This is a genomic window from Providencia sp. PROV003, assembly GCF_045040775.1.
GTDB classification, from domain to species: Bacteria; Pseudomonadota; Gammaproteobacteria; order Enterobacterales; family Enterobacteriaceae; genus Providencia; species Providencia huashanensis.
On sequence record NZ_CP096369.1, the window covers coordinates 244552 to 266923 of the forward strand.

Annotated in this window: 16 protein-coding genes; 5 read left to right on the forward strand and 11 right to left on the reverse strand. The window is 39.6% G+C overall.

Annotated features, from left to right (window positions below):
- Nucleotides 1-28 precede the first annotated feature (28 nt).
- Both M1F14_RS01020 and M1F14_RS01025 read right to left on the reverse strand, forming a co-directional pair.
- Entirely contained in the window at nt 29-2515 is a 2487-nt protein-coding gene (locus M1F14_RS01020; protein ID WP_048608803.1) for a fimbria/pilus outer membrane usher protein, read from the reverse strand.
- Nucleotides 2516-2608: 93 nt separating this feature from the next.
- On the reverse strand, nt 2609-3205 hold the full coding sequence (locus M1F14_RS01025; RefSeq protein ID WP_042848515.1) for a fimbrial protein: 597 nt from the start codon (nt 3203-3205) through the stop codon (nt 2609-2611).
- Nucleotides 3206-4144: 939 nt separating this feature from the next.
- Between M1F14_RS01025 and zur the strand changes: the two genes are divergently transcribed.
- Entirely contained in the window at nt 4145-4660 is a 516-nt protein-coding gene (zur, locus tag M1F14_RS01030; RefSeq protein ID WP_042848516.1) for a zinc uptake transcriptional repressor Zur, read from the forward strand.
- Between the two features lie 197 nt (nt 4661-4857).
- Here zur and lexA read toward each other — a convergent pair whose 3' ends face one another.
- Entirely contained in the window at nt 4858-5475 is a 618-nt protein-coding gene (gene lexA / locus M1F14_RS01035) for a transcriptional repressor LexA (protein WP_042848518.1), read from the reverse strand.
- Nucleotides 5476-5610: 135 nt separating this feature from the next.
- Entirely contained in the window at nt 5611-5985 is a 375-nt protein-coding gene (locus M1F14_RS01040; protein WP_042848519.1) for a diacylglycerol kinase, read from the reverse strand.
- A gap of 126 nt (nt 5986-6111) precedes the next feature.
- Here M1F14_RS01040 and plsB point away from each other — a divergent pair, with 126 nt between their 5' ends.
- Nucleotides 6112-8613, forward strand: a complete 2502-nt coding sequence (plsB, locus tag M1F14_RS01045; RefSeq protein WP_042848520.1) for a glycerol-3-phosphate 1-O-acyltransferase PlsB — start codon at nt 6112-6114, stop codon at nt 8611-8613.
- Between the two features lie 85 nt (nt 8614-8698).
- On the opposite strand, the gene ubiA is transcribed toward plsB, so the two are convergent.
- From ubiA to pgi, 3 genes are all read right to left on the reverse strand, one after another.
- Nucleotides 8699-9553 carry a 4-hydroxybenzoate octaprenyltransferase gene (ubiA, locus tag M1F14_RS01050; protein WP_042848521.1) on the reverse strand — a complete coding sequence of 285 codons (855 nt, stop codon included), beginning with the start codon at nt 9551-9553 and terminating at the stop codon, nt 8699-8701.
- Nucleotides 9554-9705: 152 nt separating this feature from the next.
- Nucleotides 9706-10209 (reverse strand): chorismate lyase, encoded by a 504-nt coding sequence (ubiC, locus tag M1F14_RS01055; RefSeq protein ID WP_071547646.1) that lies wholly within the window; start codon nt 10207-10209, stop codon nt 9706-9708.
- A gap of 319 nt (nt 10210-10528) precedes the next feature.
- Nucleotides 10529-12175 (reverse strand): glucose-6-phosphate isomerase, encoded by a 1647-nt coding sequence (gene pgi / locus M1F14_RS01060; protein ID WP_048608830.1) that lies wholly within the window; start codon nt 12173-12175, stop codon nt 10529-10531.
- 359 nt (nt 12176-12534) lie between these two features.
- On the opposite strand from pgi, the gene M1F14_RS01065 reads away from it, so the two are divergent.
- Nucleotides 12535-12696, forward strand: a complete 162-nt coding sequence (locus M1F14_RS01065) for a hypothetical protein (protein WP_155405749.1) — start codon at nt 12535-12537, stop codon at nt 12694-12696.
- 40 nt (nt 12697-12736) lie between these two features.
- Nucleotides 12737-14113 carry a lysine-sensitive aspartokinase 3 gene (gene lysC / locus M1F14_RS01070; RefSeq protein WP_181469033.1) on the forward strand — a complete coding sequence of 459 codons (1377 nt, stop codon included), beginning with the start codon at nt 12737-12739 and terminating at the stop codon, nt 14111-14113.
- A 52-nt stretch (nt 14114-14165) separates the two neighbouring features.
- Here lysC and M1F14_RS01075 read toward each other — a convergent pair whose 3' ends face one another.
- The 3 genes from M1F14_RS01075 to metH all read right to left on the reverse strand — a co-directional run bounded on the left by M1F14_RS01075 (nt 14166) and on the right by metH (nt 20146).
- Complete coding sequence (locus M1F14_RS01075; protein ID WP_230233525.1) at nt 14166-15602, reverse strand: SEL1-like repeat protein; 1437 nt, start codon at nt 15600-15602, stop codon at nt 14166-14168.
- Nucleotides 15603-15804: 202 nt separating this feature from the next.
- Complete coding sequence (locus M1F14_RS01080) at nt 15805-16395, reverse strand: hypothetical protein (RefSeq protein ID WP_173424840.1); 591 nt, start codon at nt 16393-16395, stop codon at nt 15805-15807.
- Between the two features lie 67 nt (nt 16396-16462).
- Nucleotides 16463-20146 carry a methionine synthase gene (gene metH / locus M1F14_RS01085; RefSeq protein ID WP_181469031.1) on the reverse strand — a complete coding sequence of 1228 codons (3684 nt, stop codon included), beginning with the start codon at nt 20144-20146 and terminating at the stop codon, nt 16463-16465.
- A 202-nt stretch (nt 20147-20348) separates the two neighbouring features.
- Between metH and iclR the strand changes: the two genes are divergently transcribed.
- Nucleotides 20349-21179, forward strand: coding sequence for a glyoxylate bypass operon transcriptional repressor IclR (iclR, locus tag M1F14_RS01090; RefSeq protein WP_042848533.1), 831 nt, complete (start codon nt 20349-20351; stop codon nt 21177-21179).
- A gap of 89 nt (nt 21180-21268) precedes the next feature.
- Here the strand turns inward: iclR and M1F14_RS01095 are convergent, their stop codons facing one another.
- Complete coding sequence (locus tag M1F14_RS01095; protein ID WP_042848535.1) at nt 21269-22126, reverse strand: N-acetylmuramoyl-L-alanine amidase; 858 nt, start codon at nt 22124-22126, stop codon at nt 21269-21271.
- Between the last annotated feature and the right edge of the window lie 246 nt (nt 22127-22372).

Below are 22372 nucleotides of genomic sequence, written 5' to 3' on the forward strand. Positions count from 1 at the left end.
ACCGTTGACGTTAATACATTACTTATAATTATTTGCATGGTAATAATATTGTTTTTTCCATGCCAATTTCTATTTTTTCAGGTATTTGAATATGACATGATGATTTATCACCCCATTTAACTTTAAGGATATCTGATTGATTAATACCTGCTAAATAAACAAACCCATTATCTGATACAATTCCAACTTCAATATTTTTCTCATTGATAACGGATGATCCAAAAGGTGGATAACTATTATTTTCTAAACTGATAGTTCCTAATATTTTTTCACCTTTAATCACATTGAATTTCCGATAACCAATCGCCCCCTCAGTTAAGGTTGCATATTGGTTTGAATCCAATGCTTCGGCATTATCCGGTATGCTATTTATATCAATCCGTAAATTATTACGGTTGAAATCCATGATACTTGTGATAACAGCCTTACCATAACGATTTGTTTTAATGGGTGTTACTCCAGTTCGAACAGGGATCCCCTCAATACCATTCGTATCGATTAAGACTCTTGACCCTCCATTTATTGAGGTATTACGATGCAATGCTCCACCTTCTGGAGTAACTGTTAGCCCACCTTTTAGTTGCATAGATAATGCAGTTTGATTGTCCTGAGTGTACGTTCCATTGATATTAACTTGTGCTGCATCACCATCATAGTTATACATACCTGATGTCGTTACTTTATTTTTATCCCACGTTCCCGCAGAAATAGAATATGTGCTTCGCTCATTAATACGGTCATAGTAATTGACATTATGACTACTATTACTAGAAAATGAGCCTGAATAACTAATACTTGCTTGATTATCATTTAATGGCACATTTAAATTTAAATAAACGCCATTATCATCATTTTGATGAGATTTGGTTTTATATGCAGTTAAACTTAAGCTTAAATTTTTTATTTTCCCTATATCAAAATAATTAGAAACCGTTAGGTTATATTGGTCAGTTGAAGAACGGTTCCAATAAGTTTGATGCGAGTAATTTAAATACATATTTGTATTATATTCAGGAAACGCCGTACCAAATATAATGGTATATAATTCTTTACCACTATCCATCGTGCTATCATTATAACGCCTATCAATAAATTGACTCATATTCATATAGTTTCTTTCAGAAAATCGATAGCCTGCAAATGTAATTTGGCTATTGATATCATCGAACTGTTTAGAATATGTTAAATTATAGGAGTTCCCTGTCAAAGTACGATGATTATCCGCTCTTCCCATCTCCGCTCTAGATACACTAATATTACCTGAAAGCACACCAAATGGAGCGAAATCACGCCCTATCCCTAACGCAATATTTTGATATTCTGAAGAACCTAAAACCCCACCATAAACAGTCGTGTTATTTGTTGCTCCCCACGATAAAGAACCTAAACTAAATACAGGCCCTTGAGTACTATGCTCATTTTTACTTGGCTTACCCAAAACAAGTTTATAAATAAGTTGCCCTGGTCGCGTTAATGTTCCCAACCTCGAAGTTTCAACTTTATAATTTGTGACATTACCATCCTGTTCTTGAACAGAGACGTCTAATGTCCCTCCTCCAAAAGAGTTAACATCCTGAATTCTAAATGGACCAGGGCTTACTTCTGTCTGGTAAATAATTCGGCCATCTTGTTTAACAATCACCGTTGCATTTGATTTTGCAACTCCCGCAATTTCAGGGGCATACCCTTGTAAACGAGGTGGAAGCATAGATTCATTAGTTTCTAAGCTCGCTCCCACATAACGTATGCTATCGAATAATTCAGAAGATAAATATTGCTCACCAAATGTTAAGCGTGAATTTAACGCTCGAATTGCGCGATACAGGTAAAGTTGGTTCCATGACCATGATTGGCCACCTTTATTTAACTCACCCTTTTGAGTCTGCCAGTCTGCTCTAACGCGCCATGCACCGATATTTGTCCCCATGGTTCCTGTCGCAGTAATACCAGACTCAGTCCCTTTATCACCAGTACGCTTATTAACAATACGCCCAGTTGCATTGTAATCAATAAACGCACCTAAAATACCATCATCCCAACGAGATGGAGGATCCCAATTAGGGTCTTGATACTCCATAAATGCTTGAGGAATATTTATATCGACATTATTTTTTGCTAAGTCACCCTGAATACTCATATCAGGAATAGAACGAATATCTAAGCATTGGTCATTATGCAACCACGTTACTTTTTTACTCCAATTACTTTGTAAACCGAGTTGCTTATAAAGCTCTGGTGTAATACATGCAAGAGATATTTTATCGTCATAATCAGGTGTAAAAAAAATAATAGGTTGCTCCATAGAAATTTTAACTCTATTAACAGATACCGCTAATGAGTAATTTCCAGGAGGAATATAATTTGCGTGAGAGAATTTACTGAAGTCGACATTTTCAGTGCTGTCTGTTTCAAGAAAGTCCGTGTTAAAATCAATAGCCTCTTCGGAAAATACAAACATCGGCGTTAATATTAAAAGCATTAATTTTGTAATTAAATTGAGTCTTATGCTTTTCATTTAATTATGCGCCTATCAAACAAAGTAAAAAGGTATAGAAACATATGGCCTTCCATACGCCACATGTTTCTATTTATCTAACTCAAATAAGTCTTATTGATATACGATTTTGAAGTTAGCAACAGTATTGAAACTACCCGTTGTTGCTTTAGCGTTAGCATCTTCATTACCTTTAACATATGCTGCAAAATGTAGAGTTGTTTCTTTGCCATCTCCTGCATTTAACGCATAACCGTCACCAGTACCTGGGAATGCTTTACCAAATTCAACAACTTTGTCTGCACCGTTAGTAATTACGATACCTGCGTTTTTAACTTTTCCGCCTAAACCAAGTAATTCACCTGTAAAGCCTTGGAATCCAGAGATTGTTGGACCAGTAAACGTGATTTTTGCGTTTTTGTAAGTTTCAGTTGAACAATTTTTCAATACGATATCGAAATCTTTGCTGTCTGAACGATATTGGTTTGATGTCAGTTCATGTAATGCGATTTCACCAAACTCAACTAGTTGTTTTAGGTTATTTGCATCAATTGAACATGGAACATCGTTAATGAAACCAGTGAAACGGATTTCACCTTGTGAGCTTTCTACTGTTTTTGCTGGAACGACAGGATCTTCAGCTAATGCAGCTCCAGAGAAACCAATCCCAAAACCAATAGCTAGAGTTAATGCTAATTTATTCAATTTCATAAACATTTCCTTAAATAAGTAGGAAGGATTTTCCTCTTTCTGATTTTTATTGATAATTTGCGCTTATCAGTAAAGTTTTTCAGCACTCCAGCTTTATAAACTTCTTTCAGATTAGAGGGTTATATATAAATAAGGTCCTTCTCATTTATCATCTTTTTTAAAAACGTAAATCCATTACACTAGTTTTCTTGCTTTTTAATTAACAACTCAATTTTCGCTGTAACTTTTAAAAATTGACGTAGAAAACTAAATGAATATTTATACATACGCTTCAATTCTTTCTGATGTCAATTCTACAATCTCAATATATATTGTCAAAAATCACACTTGAGGTGAGTTTATATAGAATAATAACCCTATATTCACTTAAATATAAAATAAAAAACCAAAACAACTCATTTATATATGAATCAAATATGTCATTTAGGAAAATTTATATAAAATCTTCACTTTCTATTTATAAGATTTTCAAAATATTTCAAAATAAACAAAATTAGCCACTAAAATATAAAACTATACAGCAGAGGAAATTAATATATTTAATCTATAAATAGTAACTTAATTGAACAAAATCCAAGGAAAAAAAATTTTATCACTCATTTATAGGAAAAATAAAATTTCAGATAAGATAAATCTTAATTAAAATTTATATCAAAAGGTAACACTTAGTTTCAAAGAATTGTTTTAGACTAGTTACCCTTTTAAAAATTAAATGTTTAATTTTTGTTATTTATATATTGATAATGCTGTATATAAAAATATCTTCTTTATCTCCTTCATGAGTTATAAATTTTATTTTTCATTTTTTTATCTAACAAAGCTTAGCTAGATAGCTGTCTTCATCCTTTCACTTTTTCTTTTCAAGCTATTTCAGTCAGAAAACTATGATAAACTTGTTACCATAGTTGATACTTTGTTTTCGAAGTTGGGGTCAGTAAAATGAAAAAAATGAATGAAGATAAGATACTGGTAATGGCAGAACGCATTTGCCAGTCAAGAGGCGTTAGATTGACTCCACAGAGAGAAACTGTATTACGCCTTATCGCGCAACAACACGGTGCTATCAGTGCCTACGATTTATTAGACTTATTACGTGAAGTTGAACCACAAGCAAAGCCCCCTACCGTTTACCGTGGGCTTGAGTTTTTAATGGAACAAGGCTTTATTCATAAAATAGAGTCAACCAACAGTTATGTCGTTTGTCACCACTTTGATAACCCTAGCCATATTTCAGTGATGTTAATTTGTGACCACTGCGGTAGCGTAACTGAAAGTGATTGCACAACCATTGAAGCCGCTATTATCAGCCTAGCGGAAACCAACCAGTTCCGTTTGCGTCATACTGTGGTTGAAAACCATGGCTTATGTAAAAACTGTGATGAGATTGATAGCTGCCAAGATCACGCACATTGCCACCATGACCATCAACAGCCTATTACTACAAAGAAAAAGTAATAAATAGAAGTGGTAGAGTTAACGGTGTTGCTTATATAAGAAAAGAATATTCGATGAGATGCAAAGAAAAGAGACAAAAGAAAAGGAACAAGTAAAGCAGGCAGATCTCTACACATCAATTTGAAATCTGCCAGCAATCATTGAATTATCAAACAAGCAGCGTCAACTTACCGCTTACCAACCTGATAATTTAAGAATTAATACCAATCACTATTGCGGATCACGCCAACCGCTAAACCTTCAATTGTGAAGCTTTGTTCGCGTAAATCGACAATAATTGGTGCAAATTCAGGATTTTCAGCAATTAACTCAACACGATTACCTTGCTGTTTAAAGCGTTTAACAGTCACTTCATCATCAATACGCGCAACAATCACTTGGCCATTGTGTGCATTTTGTGTTTTATGAACCGCTAGTAGGTCACCATCCATAATACCGATGTCTTTCATCGACATACCATTCACACGTAATAGAAAATCTGCGTGAGGTTTGAAGAGTTCTGGATCAACTTGATAGTGACTTTCGATATGTTCTTGCGCTAATAAAGGTTCGCCAGCGGCAACACGCCCAATCAAAGGTAGCCCTTGATCATCAGCTTCTTCTTCAAGAAGCAAGCGGATACCCCGTGATGCCCCAGAAACAATTTCAATTACACCCTTGCGAGCCAAGGCTTTTAAATGTTCTTCTGCCGCATTAGGCGAACGAAAACCCAGGCTTGCTGCTATTTCAGCACGTGTAGGAGGCATACCCGTCTGCGAAATGTGATCACGCACCAGATCATAAACCTGCTGTTGTCGAGCCGTCAGTGCTTTCATTCCGTTCCCCTGTTTGTTTATACAGTCAGACTGTGAGTATATACAGGTAAATGAAGATTTGGAACAGTTAAATTGCTGAATTTAGGCATTTGTTATCGATTGACTTCTTTTTCGACTTTAAACTGTTTTTATTAACTAGCTGGCAAAATAACGTTGCCATAAAACCAGAGCCCAAATAAAAAGTGCTAAACCAATACTGACAAACACTGCGGCAGAGCCTATATCTTTCGCGCGGCCTGAAAGCTCATGGTATTCACTACCAATACGGTCAACAACAGCTTCTACGGCACTATTTAATAGCTCAACAATCGCCACCAGCACCACTGAACTAATTAGCAGTATTCTATCTATATAACTGATATCTAAGAAAAAGGCGATAATAATCGCAATTACTGCTGCAACAGATTCTTGACGAAAAGCCGCTTCGTTTACCCAAGCGGCTTTTAGCCCTTTAAGGGAATATCCCGCGGCTTTAATTACACGGGTAAAGCCCTTAGTTTGACTTGCCATATTTATTCCTTAAAAAATACAAACAATAATCGATTTTTACGGTCAAAGTGAATTGTCAGTAACAGATCTGCCAGTAGATTTCTGGTATGATTGCGCAGCATTGTTAACAAGAGGCTATAATCATTTATGTCACTATGGCGTAAAATATATTACAACACGTTGAATTTACCACTTAAATTATTGGTAAAAAGTAAACTAATTCCATCGGACCCCATTGCAGAGTTGCAGCTTGATACTAACAGGCCAACACTGTATGTATTGCCTTACCACTCTAAGTCCGACCTCCTAACGCTACGGCATCAATGCTTGGCTATCGGTTTACCTGACCCTTTGGTTGATAACGACATCAATGGCACTAAGCTCCCTGCTTATGTGTTTATCGATGATGGCCCTCGCGTATTTCGCTATTATTCACCGGACCCGCGTAAAGATTCCGTCAAAACATTCCATGCTTATTTAGATTTGCACAAAAACAACCCTAATCTAGATATTCAAATGTTACCCGCGTCTGTAATGTTCGGGCGCTCTCCTGGTCGTGAAGGGCATACCCCTGCACCACCACTGAAACTATTAAATGGGGTGCAAAAGTTTTTTGCTATCCTGTGGTTAGGTCGTGACAGTTTTGTTCGCCTATCGCCACCCGTTTCTATTGGGAAAATGGCTCAGGACCACGGTACTGACACCATTATTGCCAATAAACTGGCACGTGTCGCCCGTATTCACTATTCACGCCAGCGCCTTGCTGCGGTTGGCCCGAAACTGCCGGCCCGCTATGAACTATTCAATAAGCTTCTGACCTCAAAAGCAATTGAAAAAGCCGTCGAAGACGAAGCACGCAGTAAAAAAATTCCATTGAAAAAAGCGCAGCAAAACGCAGTGAATATGATGGAAGAAATTGCTGCGAACTTCTCCTATGAAGCCGTGCGTTTAACTGACCGTGTGCTCAGTTGGACATGGAACCGCCTCTATCAAGGTATTAACGTGCAGCATGCTGAGCGCGTTCGCCAATTAGCGCAAGATGGTCATGAAATTGTGTATGTGCCCTCCCACCGAAGTCACATGGACTACTTACTGCTCTCCTATGTTCTTTACCATCAAGGTCTCGTTCCACCGCACATTGCTGCTGGTATTAACCTAAACTTCTGGCCTGCCGGTCCGATTTTTCGCCGTCTTGGCGCATTTTTTATCCGCCGTACTTTTAAAGGCAACAAATTGTATTCCACGGTTTTCCGTGAATATTTAAGTGAACTGTTTGCTCGTGGTTACTCTATCGAGTATTTCGTTGAAGGTGGGCGCTCCCGAACAGGCCGTTTATTGCAGCCCAAAACCGGGACACTATCAATGACGCTGCAAGCCATGCTACGTGGCGACTCACGCCCTATTACTATTGTGCCTATCTATATTGGCTATGAACACGTAATGGAGGTAGGGACCTACGCAAAAGAACTGCGCGGGGCAGAAAAAGAGAAAGAAGGTTTATTTTCCATGATCCGCGGGTTGCGCAAACTGCGTAACTTAGGTCAAGGGTATGTGAACTTTGGTCAGCCAATTTCTCTTTCTCATTATCTGAACCAGCGTGTCCCAGATTGGCGTGACTCAATTGATCCAATTGAGCCACAGCGCCCATCGTGGCTAAACCCAACAGTTAGCTCGTTAGCGGATAACATTATGGTAAATATCAATAATGCTGCCGCCGCTAACGCGATAAATTTATGTGCAACGGCTTTACTGGCCTCACGCCAACGTTCATTAACACGTGAACAACTCATTGAGCAAGTGGAATGTTACCTGCAATTATTACGTAATGTGCCGTATACGCCTGATGCGACAACGCCTAATAAAACGCCGGAACAACTGCTCGAACATGCATTGCAGATGGATAAATTCGAGGTAGAAAAAGACAGCATGGGGGATATTATTATTCTTCCTCGCGAAAATGCCGTTTTAATGACCTACTACCGTAACAATATCCATCACTTACTGGTACTACCGTCATTAATAACCAGTATTGTGCTGCATCATGAACGCATCAGCCGTCAAGAAATTTACTATCAAGTGAGCCAAATCTACCCGTTCCTAAAAGCAGAATTGTTTATGCGTTATAACGATGAACAGCTGCGTGAAACGGTAGATACTCTAATTGATGAACTGAATAATCAAAAGCTTATCTGCTTAAGAGACGACGATATGGTAGTGTTGAACCCACGCCGTATTCGTCCATTACAGCTCTTAGCAGCAGGTGTCCGTGAAACACTACAGCGCTACGCAATCACGCTGTCATTACTCAATGCCAGCCCTGAAATCAGCCGTAATACGTTGGAAAAAGAAAGCCGCATCCTTGCTCAACGCCTTTCTGTGCTGCACGGTATTAACGCCCCTGAGTTCTTTGATAAAGCAGTGTTTTCAACTCTCGTTGAAACGCTTAGAGAAGAAGGCTATATCGATAATAATGAAAACGATATTTTTACCACTAACGCCAAGAAACTGTATGCAGTCCTTGTGCGGTTAATGTCCCCAGAAATTCGTTTAACCATTGAAAGTGTTAGCCAAGCTGATGAATTTTCAGAAGAAAAGAAAGAAGCAATACCCGAGGTAACGGCACAAACTACTGAGCCAGAAAAAGACTAGTTCGGTTTTGTGAAGCCCATAAAGCAAAAAGGTAATGTTGAAAAACATTACCTTTTTTGTTGGCTCATGGAAAATGATTTACTCGCTAAAAATAGCTCACCATAATGCCAATAAACAAAATCAAACCAACAAAATTATTATTCATAAAGGCTTTAAAGCAAGGAGCACGCTCGCGGTTCACCATTAGTTGTTGTTGATAAATAAATAACCCTGCAACAAGCGCCAAAGAAAGATAATAAGTTATCCCTAAGCCTGCTAAAGAACCTACAACCACCAGCAAACCCACCATCAGCAATTGCAATAAGCCGATAATTAATTTGTCATATTGGCCAAATAAGATTGCTGTCGATTTCACACCGATTTTTAAGTCATCATCACGGTCAACCATGGCATACTGTGTATCGTAAATCACAGACCAAATAATATTCACTAAGAATAATAACCAACACACCAGAGGCAGTGTTTCATTGACTGCAGAGAACGACATCGGAATTGACCAACCAAATGCAGCACCTAATACTACCTGAGGTAAATGACTGACTCGCTTAACAAAAGGATACACCCATGCTAAAGCTAGGCCCGCAATAGATAGCCAAATTGTCATTGAGTTAAGCGTTAAAACGAGTAAGAAGGAAAAGCCAACAAGCCCCGCAAACAGTATTTTAGCTTCCCTTTCAGTCACATCCCCACTAGGGAGTGGCCGATGCTTAGTGCGTTCTACGTGACCATCAAAATGACGATCGGCAAAATCATTAATGACGCAACCTGCGGCACGCATAAAAAACACCCCTGCAGTAAACACGATCAAAAGATGTAAACTTGGTGTGCTTTGAGCTGCAATCCATAATGCCCAATACGTTGGCCACAAGAGTAATAGTGAACCAATGGGCCTATCTATACGCATTAAACGGCTGTATGCATGCCATTTACTTAGCGTCATACTTCCCTCCACTTTGTCGTGCTCCTTATTCGATTCCATCATACTTCAAATTGGGTATATGTTTATACCACTCAATTCTGTAAGCCACTGATTTATGTTTGTTGGTGTTGCGTACTTACTGAATTTATGAAAATTTAAAATATTTAGGATAATTAACGATATGCAGGTGATTCAGGTAAAAATATTTCTGTTAATAACAATGGTTTAGCCGATAGTTTTAATCGAGAACTGCGAACCCAACGACCAGCACTAGAACCTATGCGAATATAATCCCGAGTTAAGCCATCACGGCTGAATAAATAACGCCCTAGAGGCATTCTACCTATATCAACCAATTGCTGGTCTTCATCAGTCAATGTTTCTTCTGGAATGACAGTACGGCCTAGTAACCAAGGAATACCATCCCCATACATGACGACTTCCCTGACCCAATAACGAGGGCTTTCAGGTAAAGATTGTGCCTCTTCAATGCTCAACATACCTTGCGATACATAGCGTTCTAAATAAGGTATCACGGTAACTTGCTGGCTGTGTTGTTCAAAGCGTTTTGTCATGGAACCAAGTTCTAACAACCAATCTAACGTATTGGCAGGAACTATTTTATCATCCTCAGCCAACCAATGAATGGGATGGGAGGTAAATAGTGTTTCATCCATTACTTAAATTTCCACCATGGATAACATGGTTATGATTTACTGTATTTCTTAGACGGTAGGATATCACGTTGTTTTGCTACAGGGTTAAAGTTAGCTAACAATTTATATAAAAAGTCACATTTTCAACACAAAATGTAAAAAAATAGTGAATAAATTTTTAATTACTAACGAGTTATAAACGATAATAAAATTTATTAACATCGTAATAATAAGAATTTATTAGGCAAGTCTCCGTCATTCATTATCTCAATAAAGCGGGAAGTTTTTACAGCTTCCCGCTTTTTCTTCATAAGACAGTGATATGACGTAATAAGAAAGGTTAACGCCAAGCTTTATAGTTATTAATCAAACCATTAGTCGAACTATCATGGCTATTGACTGTTTCGCTATTTTCTAACTCAGGCAAAATACGGCTGGCTAATTGTTTTCCTAATTCCACACCCCATTGATCGAAAGTGAAGATATTCAAAATCGCCCCTTGCGTGAAAATCTTATGTTCATACATTGCGATCAATGCCCCTAGTGAATAAGGGGTAATGGATTTCAATAAGATTGAGTTGGTTGGGCGGTTACCTTCGAATACCTTATACGGTGCCACATATTCCATGTCAGAGACATTTTTACCTTGCGCAGCAAATTCCGCATCAACAACTTCACGAGTTTTTCCAAAAGCTAGCGCTTCAGTTTGCGCAAAAAAGTTAGATAATAATTTTTCATGGTGATCGCCTAACGGGTTATGGGTCACTGCAGGCGCAATAAAGTCACAAGGGATCATTTTTGTCCCTTGGTGAATCAACTGATAAAAAGCGTGTTGACCGTTGGTTCCTGGCTCCCCCCAAATAATTGGGCCCGTTTGGTATGAAACTGGTTTTCCATCTCGGCCTATATACTTACCATTTGATTCCATATTGCCTTGCTGGAAGTACGCTGCAAAACGGTGCATATATTGGTCGTATGGCAGAATCGCTTCAGTTTCTGATTCAAAAAAATTGTTGTACCAAATGCCAATCAAACCTAACAGTACAGGGATGTTTTTTTCTAGTGGTGTTTGGGTGAAATGTTTATCCATAGCATGGGCACCATTCAATAACTGAACGAAATTGTCAAAACCCACGGATAAAATAATCGATAAGCCAATTGCTGACCATAAAGAGTAACGGCCTCCAACCCAATCCCAAAACTCAAACATATTATTAGTATCAATACCAAACTTAGCAACTTCTTCACTATTCGTTGATAGTGCCACAAAGTGTTTGGCAATATGCTGTTCGTCTTTTGCGGTAGCCAATAACCATTCACGTGCTGAATGCGCATTTGTCATGGTCTCTTGGGTCGTAAACGTTTTTGATGCAATTAAAAATAATGTCGTTTCAGGGTTCAGTTTCTTCAGCGTTTCCGCAATTTGTGTGCCATCCACATTAGAAACAAAATGCATATTTAAATGGTTTTTATATGGACGCAATGCTTCTGTAACCATAAATGGCCCAAGATCAGAACCACCAATACCGATATTAACAACATCTGTTATCGCTTTACCTGTATAACCTTTCCACTCTCCGCGAATAATGCGCTCGCTAAATTTCTGCATTTTTTCTAATACAGCATTAACATCTGGCATTACATCTTTACCATCAACATAAATCGGTGTGTTATCACGGTTACGTAAAGCCGTATGTAACACCGCTCGGTCTTCGGTACGGTTGATTTTTTCACCACTGAACATGCTCTTGATCGCGCTTTCTAGCTCAGTTTCTTTTGCTAACGCTAACAGGTTATCTAATGTTTCTTGTGTAATTCTATTTTTGGAGAAATCCACTAAGATTTGACCATCGAACGTTGCCGAAAAATGAGTAAAGCGGTCTTTATCCTGCGCAAACAAGTCACGCATATGAACATCCTTCATTTGCGCAAAATGTTGTTCTAGCGCCCGCCATGCAGCCGTTTGGCTTGGATTAATACTTTTCATGGATAACACTCTCCAAAATAATTTAAAATATAAATATATTGTACCTCGTCAAAGATACGAGACTTATCGGTTTTCTGCGTTATGTTGATATTCCCCAATTCCACGGCACTTTTCCAGACATAATTAACTCTTTCACTGAAATACGCACTTTCAATGTCATTTAACTTTAACAGCAGCGCGTACACGCTAAATCATTCGAGTTGCATGTAGGCGACAAGAGAAGATAGACCGATGAGCATACAAAAGTATGTGATTCGGCTATCTGAGCGCAGTCAACACCCATGCAGCTTGAAGGATGACCACCGCCATATACGCTAAATCATTCGAGTTGCATGTAGGCGACAAGGGAAGATAGACCGATGAGCATACAAAAGTATGTGATTCGGCTATCTGAGCGCAGTCAACACCCATGCAGCTTGAAGGATGACGAGTATATTGAGAAAACCGATAATGAATTACCTATCATTAGAATTACTGATTTACTTCGATTCTTGATTGACGCAACGCTAATTACCCGATAAATCTATATAAAAATATAGTTTAACGACAGGGATCGATACCATGAATACAGTAGCGTCTTTATCAGACAACAGTCAGTTTGTTATCGCAAAATTTGGCGGCACTAGTGTCGCGAACTTTGAGGCAATGAACAATAGTGCCAATATCATTCTTTCTAATCCAAATGCTCGAGTCGTTGTGCTTTCTGCCTCCGCTGGAGTCACTAATTTGCTAATAGAACTCGCTGAAGGTTGTGATATTGATAAACGCAATGAGCTACTGAAAAAAGTTAAAGATATCCAATATGCGATTATTGATAATCTGCAAACTGCTGATGTGATCCGTGAAGAAATCAATCGATTACTTGATAATATCGCTCATTTAGCTGATTCCGCGTCTCTCGCCACTTCTGACGCATTGACGGATGAAATGGTTAGTCATGGTGAATTAATGTCGACCCTATTATTCGTAGAAGTCCTCCGCCAGCGCAATACCGAGTCACAATGGTTTGATGTCCGTAAAGTCATGAGAACCAATGAAAGTTTTGGTCGTGCAGAACCTGAGTTGGAGCAGTTGAAAACCCTTGCAGAACAACAGCTGTTACCTCGCTTAGCAGAATCGGTAGTTATTACCCAAGGGTTTATTGGCCGTGATCCAAAAGGCCGTACAACAACACTTGGGCGTGGTGGGAGTGATTATACCGCTGCACTGCTAGCTGAAGTCCTAAGCTTATCTCGCGTTGATATTTGGACTGACGTTCCAGGTATTTACTCTACTGACCCACGGGTCGTGCCAAATGCACAGCGTATTGATGAAATAGCATTCGATGAAGCTGCTGAAATGGCAACCTTTGGGGCAAAAATTTTGCATCCGGCAACACTACTCCCCGCTGTACGTGCTGGTATCCCGGTTTTCGTTGGTTCAAGTAAAGCCCCAGAAGCAGGTGGCACCATTGTTTCTGATAAAACCAGTAATCCACCACAATTCAGGGCATTAGCGCTACGCCGTAAACAAACATTATTAACTCTGCATAGCCTAAAAATGCTACATGCACGTGGTTTTTTAGCTGAAATATTTACGATTTTACTACGTCATAATATCTCGGTAGATTTAATCACAACTTCCGAAGTGAGTGTCGCTCTAACCTTAGATACAACCGGTTCAACAGGGACAAATGGCAGTTTGCTAACTAATGCACTGATGACTGAGCTTTCGGCTCTATGCCGTGTTGAAGTTGAAGAAAACTTAGCCTTAGTGGCCATCATCGGTAATGAATTATCGCAAGTAAATGGGTTAGGGAAACAAATCTTTGGTGCTTTAGAATCTTTCAATATTCGCATGATCAGCTACGGGGCCAGTAGCCACAATATTTGTTTACTGGTTCCCGGTGACGATGCTGAAAATATCGTTCGTACATTACATAGTAATTTATTCGAGTAACCAAACTACCGCTCTAAAACAAAGAAGGCGATATTCATAATCGCCTTCTTATTCAATCAGTTGACTTATTTTTCGTTTTAACGCTGTCAGTGTACTTTAACATTGCGGCTTTCACACCTTTGTTCTGCTGTAATAGTACTAAATTATGTTTGGCAGTGGCATTACCGAGTTCGACTGCGCGCTCAAACCACATGACTGCACGGAAGATATTTTTTTCTCCCCCTTCGCCACGAGCATACATTACAGCAAGGTTATTCTGTGCATCGCTGTTTTTCTTAAATGCGGCATTTTCCAAAAGCTCTCGGGCCTTTAACGAGTTTTGCGCAACGCCAGTCCCCGTTAAATAGAAAATTGCTAATTGATTTTTCGCCTCAATGCTATCCCCTTGTGCCAGTATTAACCAATTTGCAATTTGCGTAACATCGGCTTCTTTCCATTCACCAGCCAAATATAATTTGGCGAGCTTAATTTGTGCTGCGTTATAATCCTGATTGGCTAAATTTTGATACCATTCTACTGCCTTTACAGGGTTCTTTTGAATGCCACCTAACCCTTTCTCATAAAACTCAGCGACCTTCATTCCTGCTTCAAATGATTTGTTTTGTGCAGCTCGTTCATACCATGTGAATGCTTCAGCTAAGTCTTTAGTTACCCCATTGCCAAGCTCATAAACTTTTGCAATAGCCAGTTGCGCCGAAGCATTGTTTTGCTGCGCAGCCCTTTTATACCAATACATGGCTTGATAACTATTTTTCTCAATCGAGTTATGGCCTTCCTGATAAAAATCGCCCATATTGACTTGCGCAATTGCTGAACCCATATTTGCGGCTTGGCGATACAAGTAAACGGCCGTATCATCATCCTGCTCTACCCCGTCACCGTTTTCATACATAACAGCAAGGTTATTAACCGCCGCTGCAACATTATTTACCGCACTTCTTTCATACCATTCACGAGCCTTTGAATAATCAACTTCGCCACCAAGCCCATCATGATAAAATAATCCCATAGCAAACTGTGCATTTGCATGCTCTTGCTCCGCAGCCTCTGAATACCATGCTTTAGCCTGCTGATAGTTTTGCTCAACTCCTACACCATGTTCATATAAATACCCCATGGCATATTGGCAATAAGCATCCCCTTTTTCAGCGCCTCGGCGATACCAGTACTCCGCTTGTTTAAATTTTTTTTGATTTTGCAGCAGCATACCTAAATAATAATCGCCATCTGTATTATCTAAATCAGAAACTTTTTTAAACCAGCGATAAGCTTCCTGATCATTGCTCTGCAAAAAATCGGTTCCATCCATATAGGCTAGCCCGACATCCACCATCGCATCGACATCCCCTTCCTTAGCAGATTTTAATTTAGCTTTAAAATCATCAGGAAATACGACATCGTTGGCCTGACTTGCGGTTTCTAGCGGCTTATTTTTTGTAGAAGGAGCTTCCGAAGTCGCTTGAGCCAAAGACGCAGTGCTCAAACACACTGCTAGAAATAAATACCGTAATTTCATCACCATTACCCATTCATTGGCGTTATGTTATTAACATAACATTCCAATAAAAAATTCATAAGGGATTCAAGCTGAAAAAACGCTATTAGGAAGAAATTTCGTCGAAAAATTTAGGTAGTGTTCATTCATCGCTAAAACGGCCACTACCTAAACCAAAGATTAGCCTATCAAAGGCTTAATTAACGCGGTAACCACCATGTTTACTGGCAAATAAATTGAATTTACCCCACTCAATCAGTAAATGTTCCAGTTTTTGGTGACTAATTTTGCATAACTCAGAAATTTGCGACACAACAAAGTGGTTTTCACTCACTAATTCTGGGGCGAAAACTTCAGCTATCCATTCACATTCTTTAGTCGTGACCAACCAACCATCATTGGTAGAAAATTTATGGACTGGGATCATGCCTTCTTTACTACTTTCTTGCGATAACAGTTTGTTTTCATCTAGTTGTGCTTGATGAAATGCAGCTATTTCGTCTTGTGAAGGCACTGGTTCTACGGCTAAACGCTCTTCCAGAAATAAATAAATTTCTTCTGCACGCGCCGGTGTTAACTCGCTTTTTAGCCAAATTTGGTTAAAACAGTGCTCATCAAGGGACTCATCCGTATCGAGTTTGTCCATAATTTGTAAGATACTCATCATCGCACTGACCGCATCTTCGCTCATGAGAAATGTTTCAGGCGCCGCACTGTTTTGGATCTGATAAGGAAATGCCACTGAATGCGGCAGTTCATTTTCAATAATAAATTCATAGCTCATCATTAGACCCCTTTAATGTCTTTACCCATAAGATGGTGCCGAACACCTGAAAAATCAATACACTGTTTTATTAATCTTCTGGGTCATAGCCTAAATTAGGTGCTAACCAACGCTCAAGTTCCGTCACCGACAGCCCCTTACGTTTTGAATAATCTTCAATTTGGTCTTTCTGTAATTGAGCCACTGCAAAATATTTGCTATCTGGATGACTAAAATACCAACCTGATACAGATGCCCCAGGCCACATCGCATATGAACTAGTGAGTTTCATTCCCACTTGGTTTTCAACATCTAATAGCTGCCAAATCTTCTCTTTTTCTGTGTGCTCAGGGCAAGCTGGATAGCCCGGTGCAGGCCGAATACCTTGGTAATTTTCACGGATCAACTCGTCATTACTTAAATTTTCATCTTTCGCATAACCCCAATACTGCATACGAACCTGTTGATGTAAAAATTCAGCAAATGCCTCTGCAAGCCTATCCGCCAGCGCTTTAACCATAATTTTATTATAATCATCATGCTGTTTTTCGTATTCATCCGCCAGCACATCCTCTTCTAAACCACCAGTAACAGCAAATGCACCGATATAATCGGCTTTACCACTGTCTTTAGGTGCCACAAAATCAGATAAACAATAATTCGGGAAATCCGTCTTTAAGGTTTGCTGACGTAGGTTCAAACTCACTGATTGCACATGATGGCGTGTTTCGTCTGTATAGATTTCAACATCATCACCAACACAGTTCGCGGGGAATAAGCCAAAAATACCTTTTGGTGTCAGTAAACGTTCTTTTTCGAGCTTATCTAACATCGCGTTAGCATCATTCAATAATTTACGTGCTTCTGACCCCACGACTTCGTCGTCTAAGATACGTGGGTACTTCCCAGCGAGCGACCACGTCATAAAAAATGGCGTCCAGTCAATATATTCACGTAAGGTTGTTATTGATGCATTGACCTCTTGAATACCCAAAAATTTCGGCACCGGCGGCTGATAATTAGACCAATCAATTTTCACCTTATTGGCTCGGGCAATATCAAGAGTGACTGGTGGTGTTTTTGGTCGTCTACGCCCATGTTGTAAACGTACCGTGTCATATTCACGGCGAGTACGCTCAACAAAATCTGCTTTTTGAGTATCAGACAATAACGCTGAAACCACACCAACAGTACGTGATGCATTTTGGACGTACGTGGTTGGTCCACTGTAGTTAGGTTCAATTTTCACTGCGGTATGTGCTTTCGACGTTGTTGCCCCCCCAATCAATAACGGCAACGTAAAGCCTTGTCTTTCCATCTCTTTTGCCACATGAACCATTTCATCAAGGGATGGCGTTATCAAGCCTGACAGGCCGATAATGTCGACATTTTGCTCACGTGCCGTTTTTAAAATTGTTTCGCATGGCACCATCACGCCTAAGTCGATGATTTCATAGTTATTACACTGAAGCACTACGCCAACAATATTTTTACCAATGTCGTGAACATCCCCTTTAACTGTTGCTAACAACACTTTACCAGCACTACTTCCCGATTGTTTAAGTTCTTGAATATACGGTTCTAAATACGCAACTGCTTGTTTCATCACCCGGGCAGATTTCACCACTTGTGGTAAAAACATTTTTCCTTCACCAAACAGATCCCCCACAACATTCATCCCGTTCATCAGCGGGCCTTCAATAACCTCGATGGGGCTTGATGCACGTTGGCGAGTTTCTTCTGTATCTTGAATGATAAATTCAGTGATCCCCTTAACAAGCGAATATTCAAGACGTTTTTCTACGTCCCAACCTCGCCATTCCGCCTGTTGGATTTGCTGTTCTTGAGCACCAGCCCCGCGGTATTTTTCCGCTAATTCCAGTAACCGCTCAGTACTATCATTACGGCGATTTAATACCACATCTTCAACTGCATCTTTCAACTCAGCGGGTAGGTCGTCATAAATGGCTAATTGCCCTGCATTCACGATCCCCATATCCATTCCATTACGAATGGCGTAGTACAAGAAAACGGCGTGGATAGCTTCACGGACTGGGTCGTTCCCCCTGAAAGAGAAGGAAACATTCGATACCCCACCGGATATCATGGCATGTGGTAGTTGTTGTTTAATATCCTTACAAACATCAATAAAATCAACAGCATAATTATTATGCTCTTCAATCCCTGTCGCGACAGCAAAAATATTTGGGTCGAAAATGATATCTTCAGGGGGAAAGCCAACCTCTTCGGTCAACACCTGATAGGCGCGTCGGCAAATCTCAATTTTACGCTCACGTGTATCGGCTTGCCCTACCTCATCGAAGGCCATAACAACCACCGCAGCCCCGTATTTACGCAGCAGTTTGGCGTGTTCGACAAAGGTTTCAACCCCCTCTTTCATGGAGATAGAGTTAACAATTCCCTTACCTTGTATACATTTAAGCCCAGCTTCGATGACTTCCCATTTTGAAGAATCAATCATAATAGGAACACGAGCAATATCAGGTTCACCCGCGATTAAATTCAGAAAACGTACCATAGCAGCTTGGGAGTCCAGCATCCCCTCATCCATATTGATATCGATGATTTGAGCACCGCTTTCCACTTGTTGGCGCGCCACATCTAACGCTTCTAAATAGTTTTCCTCTTTAATCAGCCTTTTGAATTTTGCTGAACCCGTTACGTTCGTTCTTTCCCCAACATTTACAAACAGTGACTGTTTGCTGATATTCAATGGTTCTAAACCTGATAAACGACATTCAACAGGCAATTCAGGTAACTGACGCGGCATCACCCCTTTCACCGCTTCCGCCATTTTTTTAATATGTAATGGTGTTGTGCCACAACACCCACCGACGATATTTAAAAAACCTGCTGTTGCCCATTCATGAATTTGTTCAGCCATATTTTGTGCATCAAGGTCATACTCACCAAATGCATTTGGCAGGCCGGCATTTGGGTGAGCACTGACATAACACTCAGCAATTCTTGATAGCTCTGAAACATACTGACGAAGTTCATCAGGACCCAGTGCACAATTCAAACCAAATGAAAGTGGGGCCGCGTGACGCAATGAGTTATAAAATGCTTCTGTCGTTTGCCCCGATAAAGTACGCCCAGATGCATCAGTAATAGTTCCTGAAATCATAATAGGCAGCGAAACACCTAGCGCGTCTAATTCTGTTTCAACTGCAAAAATCGCCGCTTTAGCATTTAAGGTATCAAAAATAGTTTCGATCATAATTAGATCGACCCCACCTTTAACTAAAGATCGTGTAGATCCCCTGTAAGCTTCAACAAGTTGATCAAAAGTAACATTTCTATAAGCAGGGTCATTTACATCCGGAGAAATAGAAGCCGTACGATTGGTTGGGCCTAAAACACCCGCCACATAGCGAGGCTGCTCTGGCGTTTTCCGTGTCCATTCATCGGCACATTCGCGCGCAATACGTGCAGCAGCTTCATTAATTTCATCGGAAATAGCTTCCATTTTATAGTCAGCCATCGCAATAGGCGTGGAGTTAAAGGTGTTTGTCTCAACGATATCTGCACCTGCTGCAAAATATTGATGATGTATATCTCTAATAATCTCAGGCTGGGTTAGTACTAATAAGTCATTATTACCTTTCACATCACAGGGCCAGTCAGCAAACCTATCCCCACGAAATTGTTCTTCCGACAACTTATGTTGTTGGATCATTGTTCCCATTGCACCATCTAATACCAATATACGTTTTTTTAATTCTTGTTCTAATTGATTAATTTTTTCGGACACTGCACTGCCCTCCTAAAATGGAACACTGAGAAATAAGTCAAATTTTTACTTATAACATCCTATCACAACTTTTAACTCGAAAATTCGCTGTTATGATGAGAGTTTTTCAGGTTGCATAAAATCGGTCTTTCAACTGATCCGATGAGTATTTTTAGGTGAGATAGTACATAATAGAAACAAAATTACCGTCAGGAGAGACTTAATGGCAACGGCACCAATTACTAAAAAGATAAAAAAAGCAAAAGGGCCAGCAAGTGGAGCTACCGCTGCGGGGCAAGTTCAATCATTAAGTCGTGGGCTGACACTGTTGGAATACATTTCTGAATCCACCGGTGGCATTGCACTCACTGACCTTGCATTACAAGCTGGCTTACCAAATTCAACGACACATCGACTGTTGATGACATTAGAACAGCATGGTTTTGTGCGCCAAACGGGCGATCTTGGCTTATGGGTTATTGCATCTCATGCCTTTATTATTGGAAGTAGCTTTTTAGAAAGTCGTAATTTATTAGCGTTGGTTCACCCTATATTACGCCGTTTAATGGATGGGTCAGGGGAAACCGTCAATTTAGCTATCCTCGACCACTCGGAATATGATGCTGTTATTGTCGATCAAGTGCAATGCAACGCATTAATGAGGATGTCAGCACCTATTGGCGGGAAACTGCCTTTACACGCCTCTGGAGCCGGTAAGGCGTTTATTGCAAACTTACCCGAAGAAAAGCTAATCCCTCTTTTAAGCCGCAAAGGGTTACATGCCTATACTCCATACACGTTAACTAACCCATCAGCCTTAAAAGAAAACTTGCAACAAGCTAAAAAACAAGGGTTTTCCTATGATGATGAAGAGCATGCTTTAGGCTTAAGGTGCATTGGTGCCTGTATTTATGATGAACATAAAGAAGCCTTTGCTGCTATTTCTATTTCAGGGCCGTTATCACGTATTACAGATGACCGCATTACTGAATTAGGTGCGATGGTTATCAAGGCTGCAAAAGAAATTAGCCGTGAGTACGGCGCAAACCGTTAAATGACAAAAAGTGAAATGAGGCCCAAACCTCATTTCACTTTTATTATACTCATCAGCAATGTTAACCATTATGTAGCTTATATTTATAACTACTCCGTTTGCTCAAATAATTTGAAATTTTCCATATCTCGATATTTTTCAATTAAGGCTAACGCAATTGCCTCTGTTTCTGCATCGGCTAACCCTTCAATATCCCGCTGACGAAAGTGCAGCTGAAAGGCACGCAATGTCTTTTTGGTTTGGTCATCCAACTCGCCAGATAGAGGGATCGCCGAATAACCATAAAATTTTAGAGCCTTTTGAACACGTAACACATTAGCGGGTTCGTTAGCATTTCGCCCCGCTAAGTATTTACTAACTGTTTTAGCATCAGGCCATGCACCAATTCCTTGCTGAGCAAGACGCTGCCATGGAAATGCCCTACCTGGATCTTGTTTACGTAATGGTGCGATATCGCTATGACCGATAATATTTTCAGGCGGTATATTATACCGTTGCATAATATCTTGAACTAATGGAATCAATGCAACAATCTGCGATTCATTAAAAGGTACCCAAGTTTGGTTCCCAAGGCTATTTTCTTGAAGACCGGGATTTACTATCTCAATACCGATGGAAGTGTCATTCAAACCTTTTTGATGTTGCCAACGACTATAACCAGCATGCCAAGCTTTTAGCTGTTCGGGTACCAATTGTAATACAACTGGTTTACCGTATTTAAATTCAGGTTTACTGGGAATAAGATAGTGTGAACTCACATTCCCTTTTGTTAAAAGCTCTATCGAACGTGCATCATTAGAAACAGTGTAGTGTAAAATAATATATTGAATCCGTTCACTCGTATTTCTTGATGGGTAACGATTATCAAGGTAGTAGCCTTTATTAGATGCTGAAATCGAGCAACCAACAAGCAAAAACACAAATAATATCCCTATATATTTGAACATAAAACCATAACCTTAACTCATAATTAGTTAAGTTTTATTTAAGCATAATGTTATAGGGAACACTATTAAATAATGACATCTTAAAGAAAAAAAGTAGGAAAAAACGCAGGGTTCAAGATAAAAAGTAATAATATAAAATAAATAACAACTAGTTATGTATAATAATAAAGGTTACTTATAAATAAGAAATTTGATAAAATGCACATGAATATTCACGTTAAACCTTTTAAGCCCTTTACTGAAACT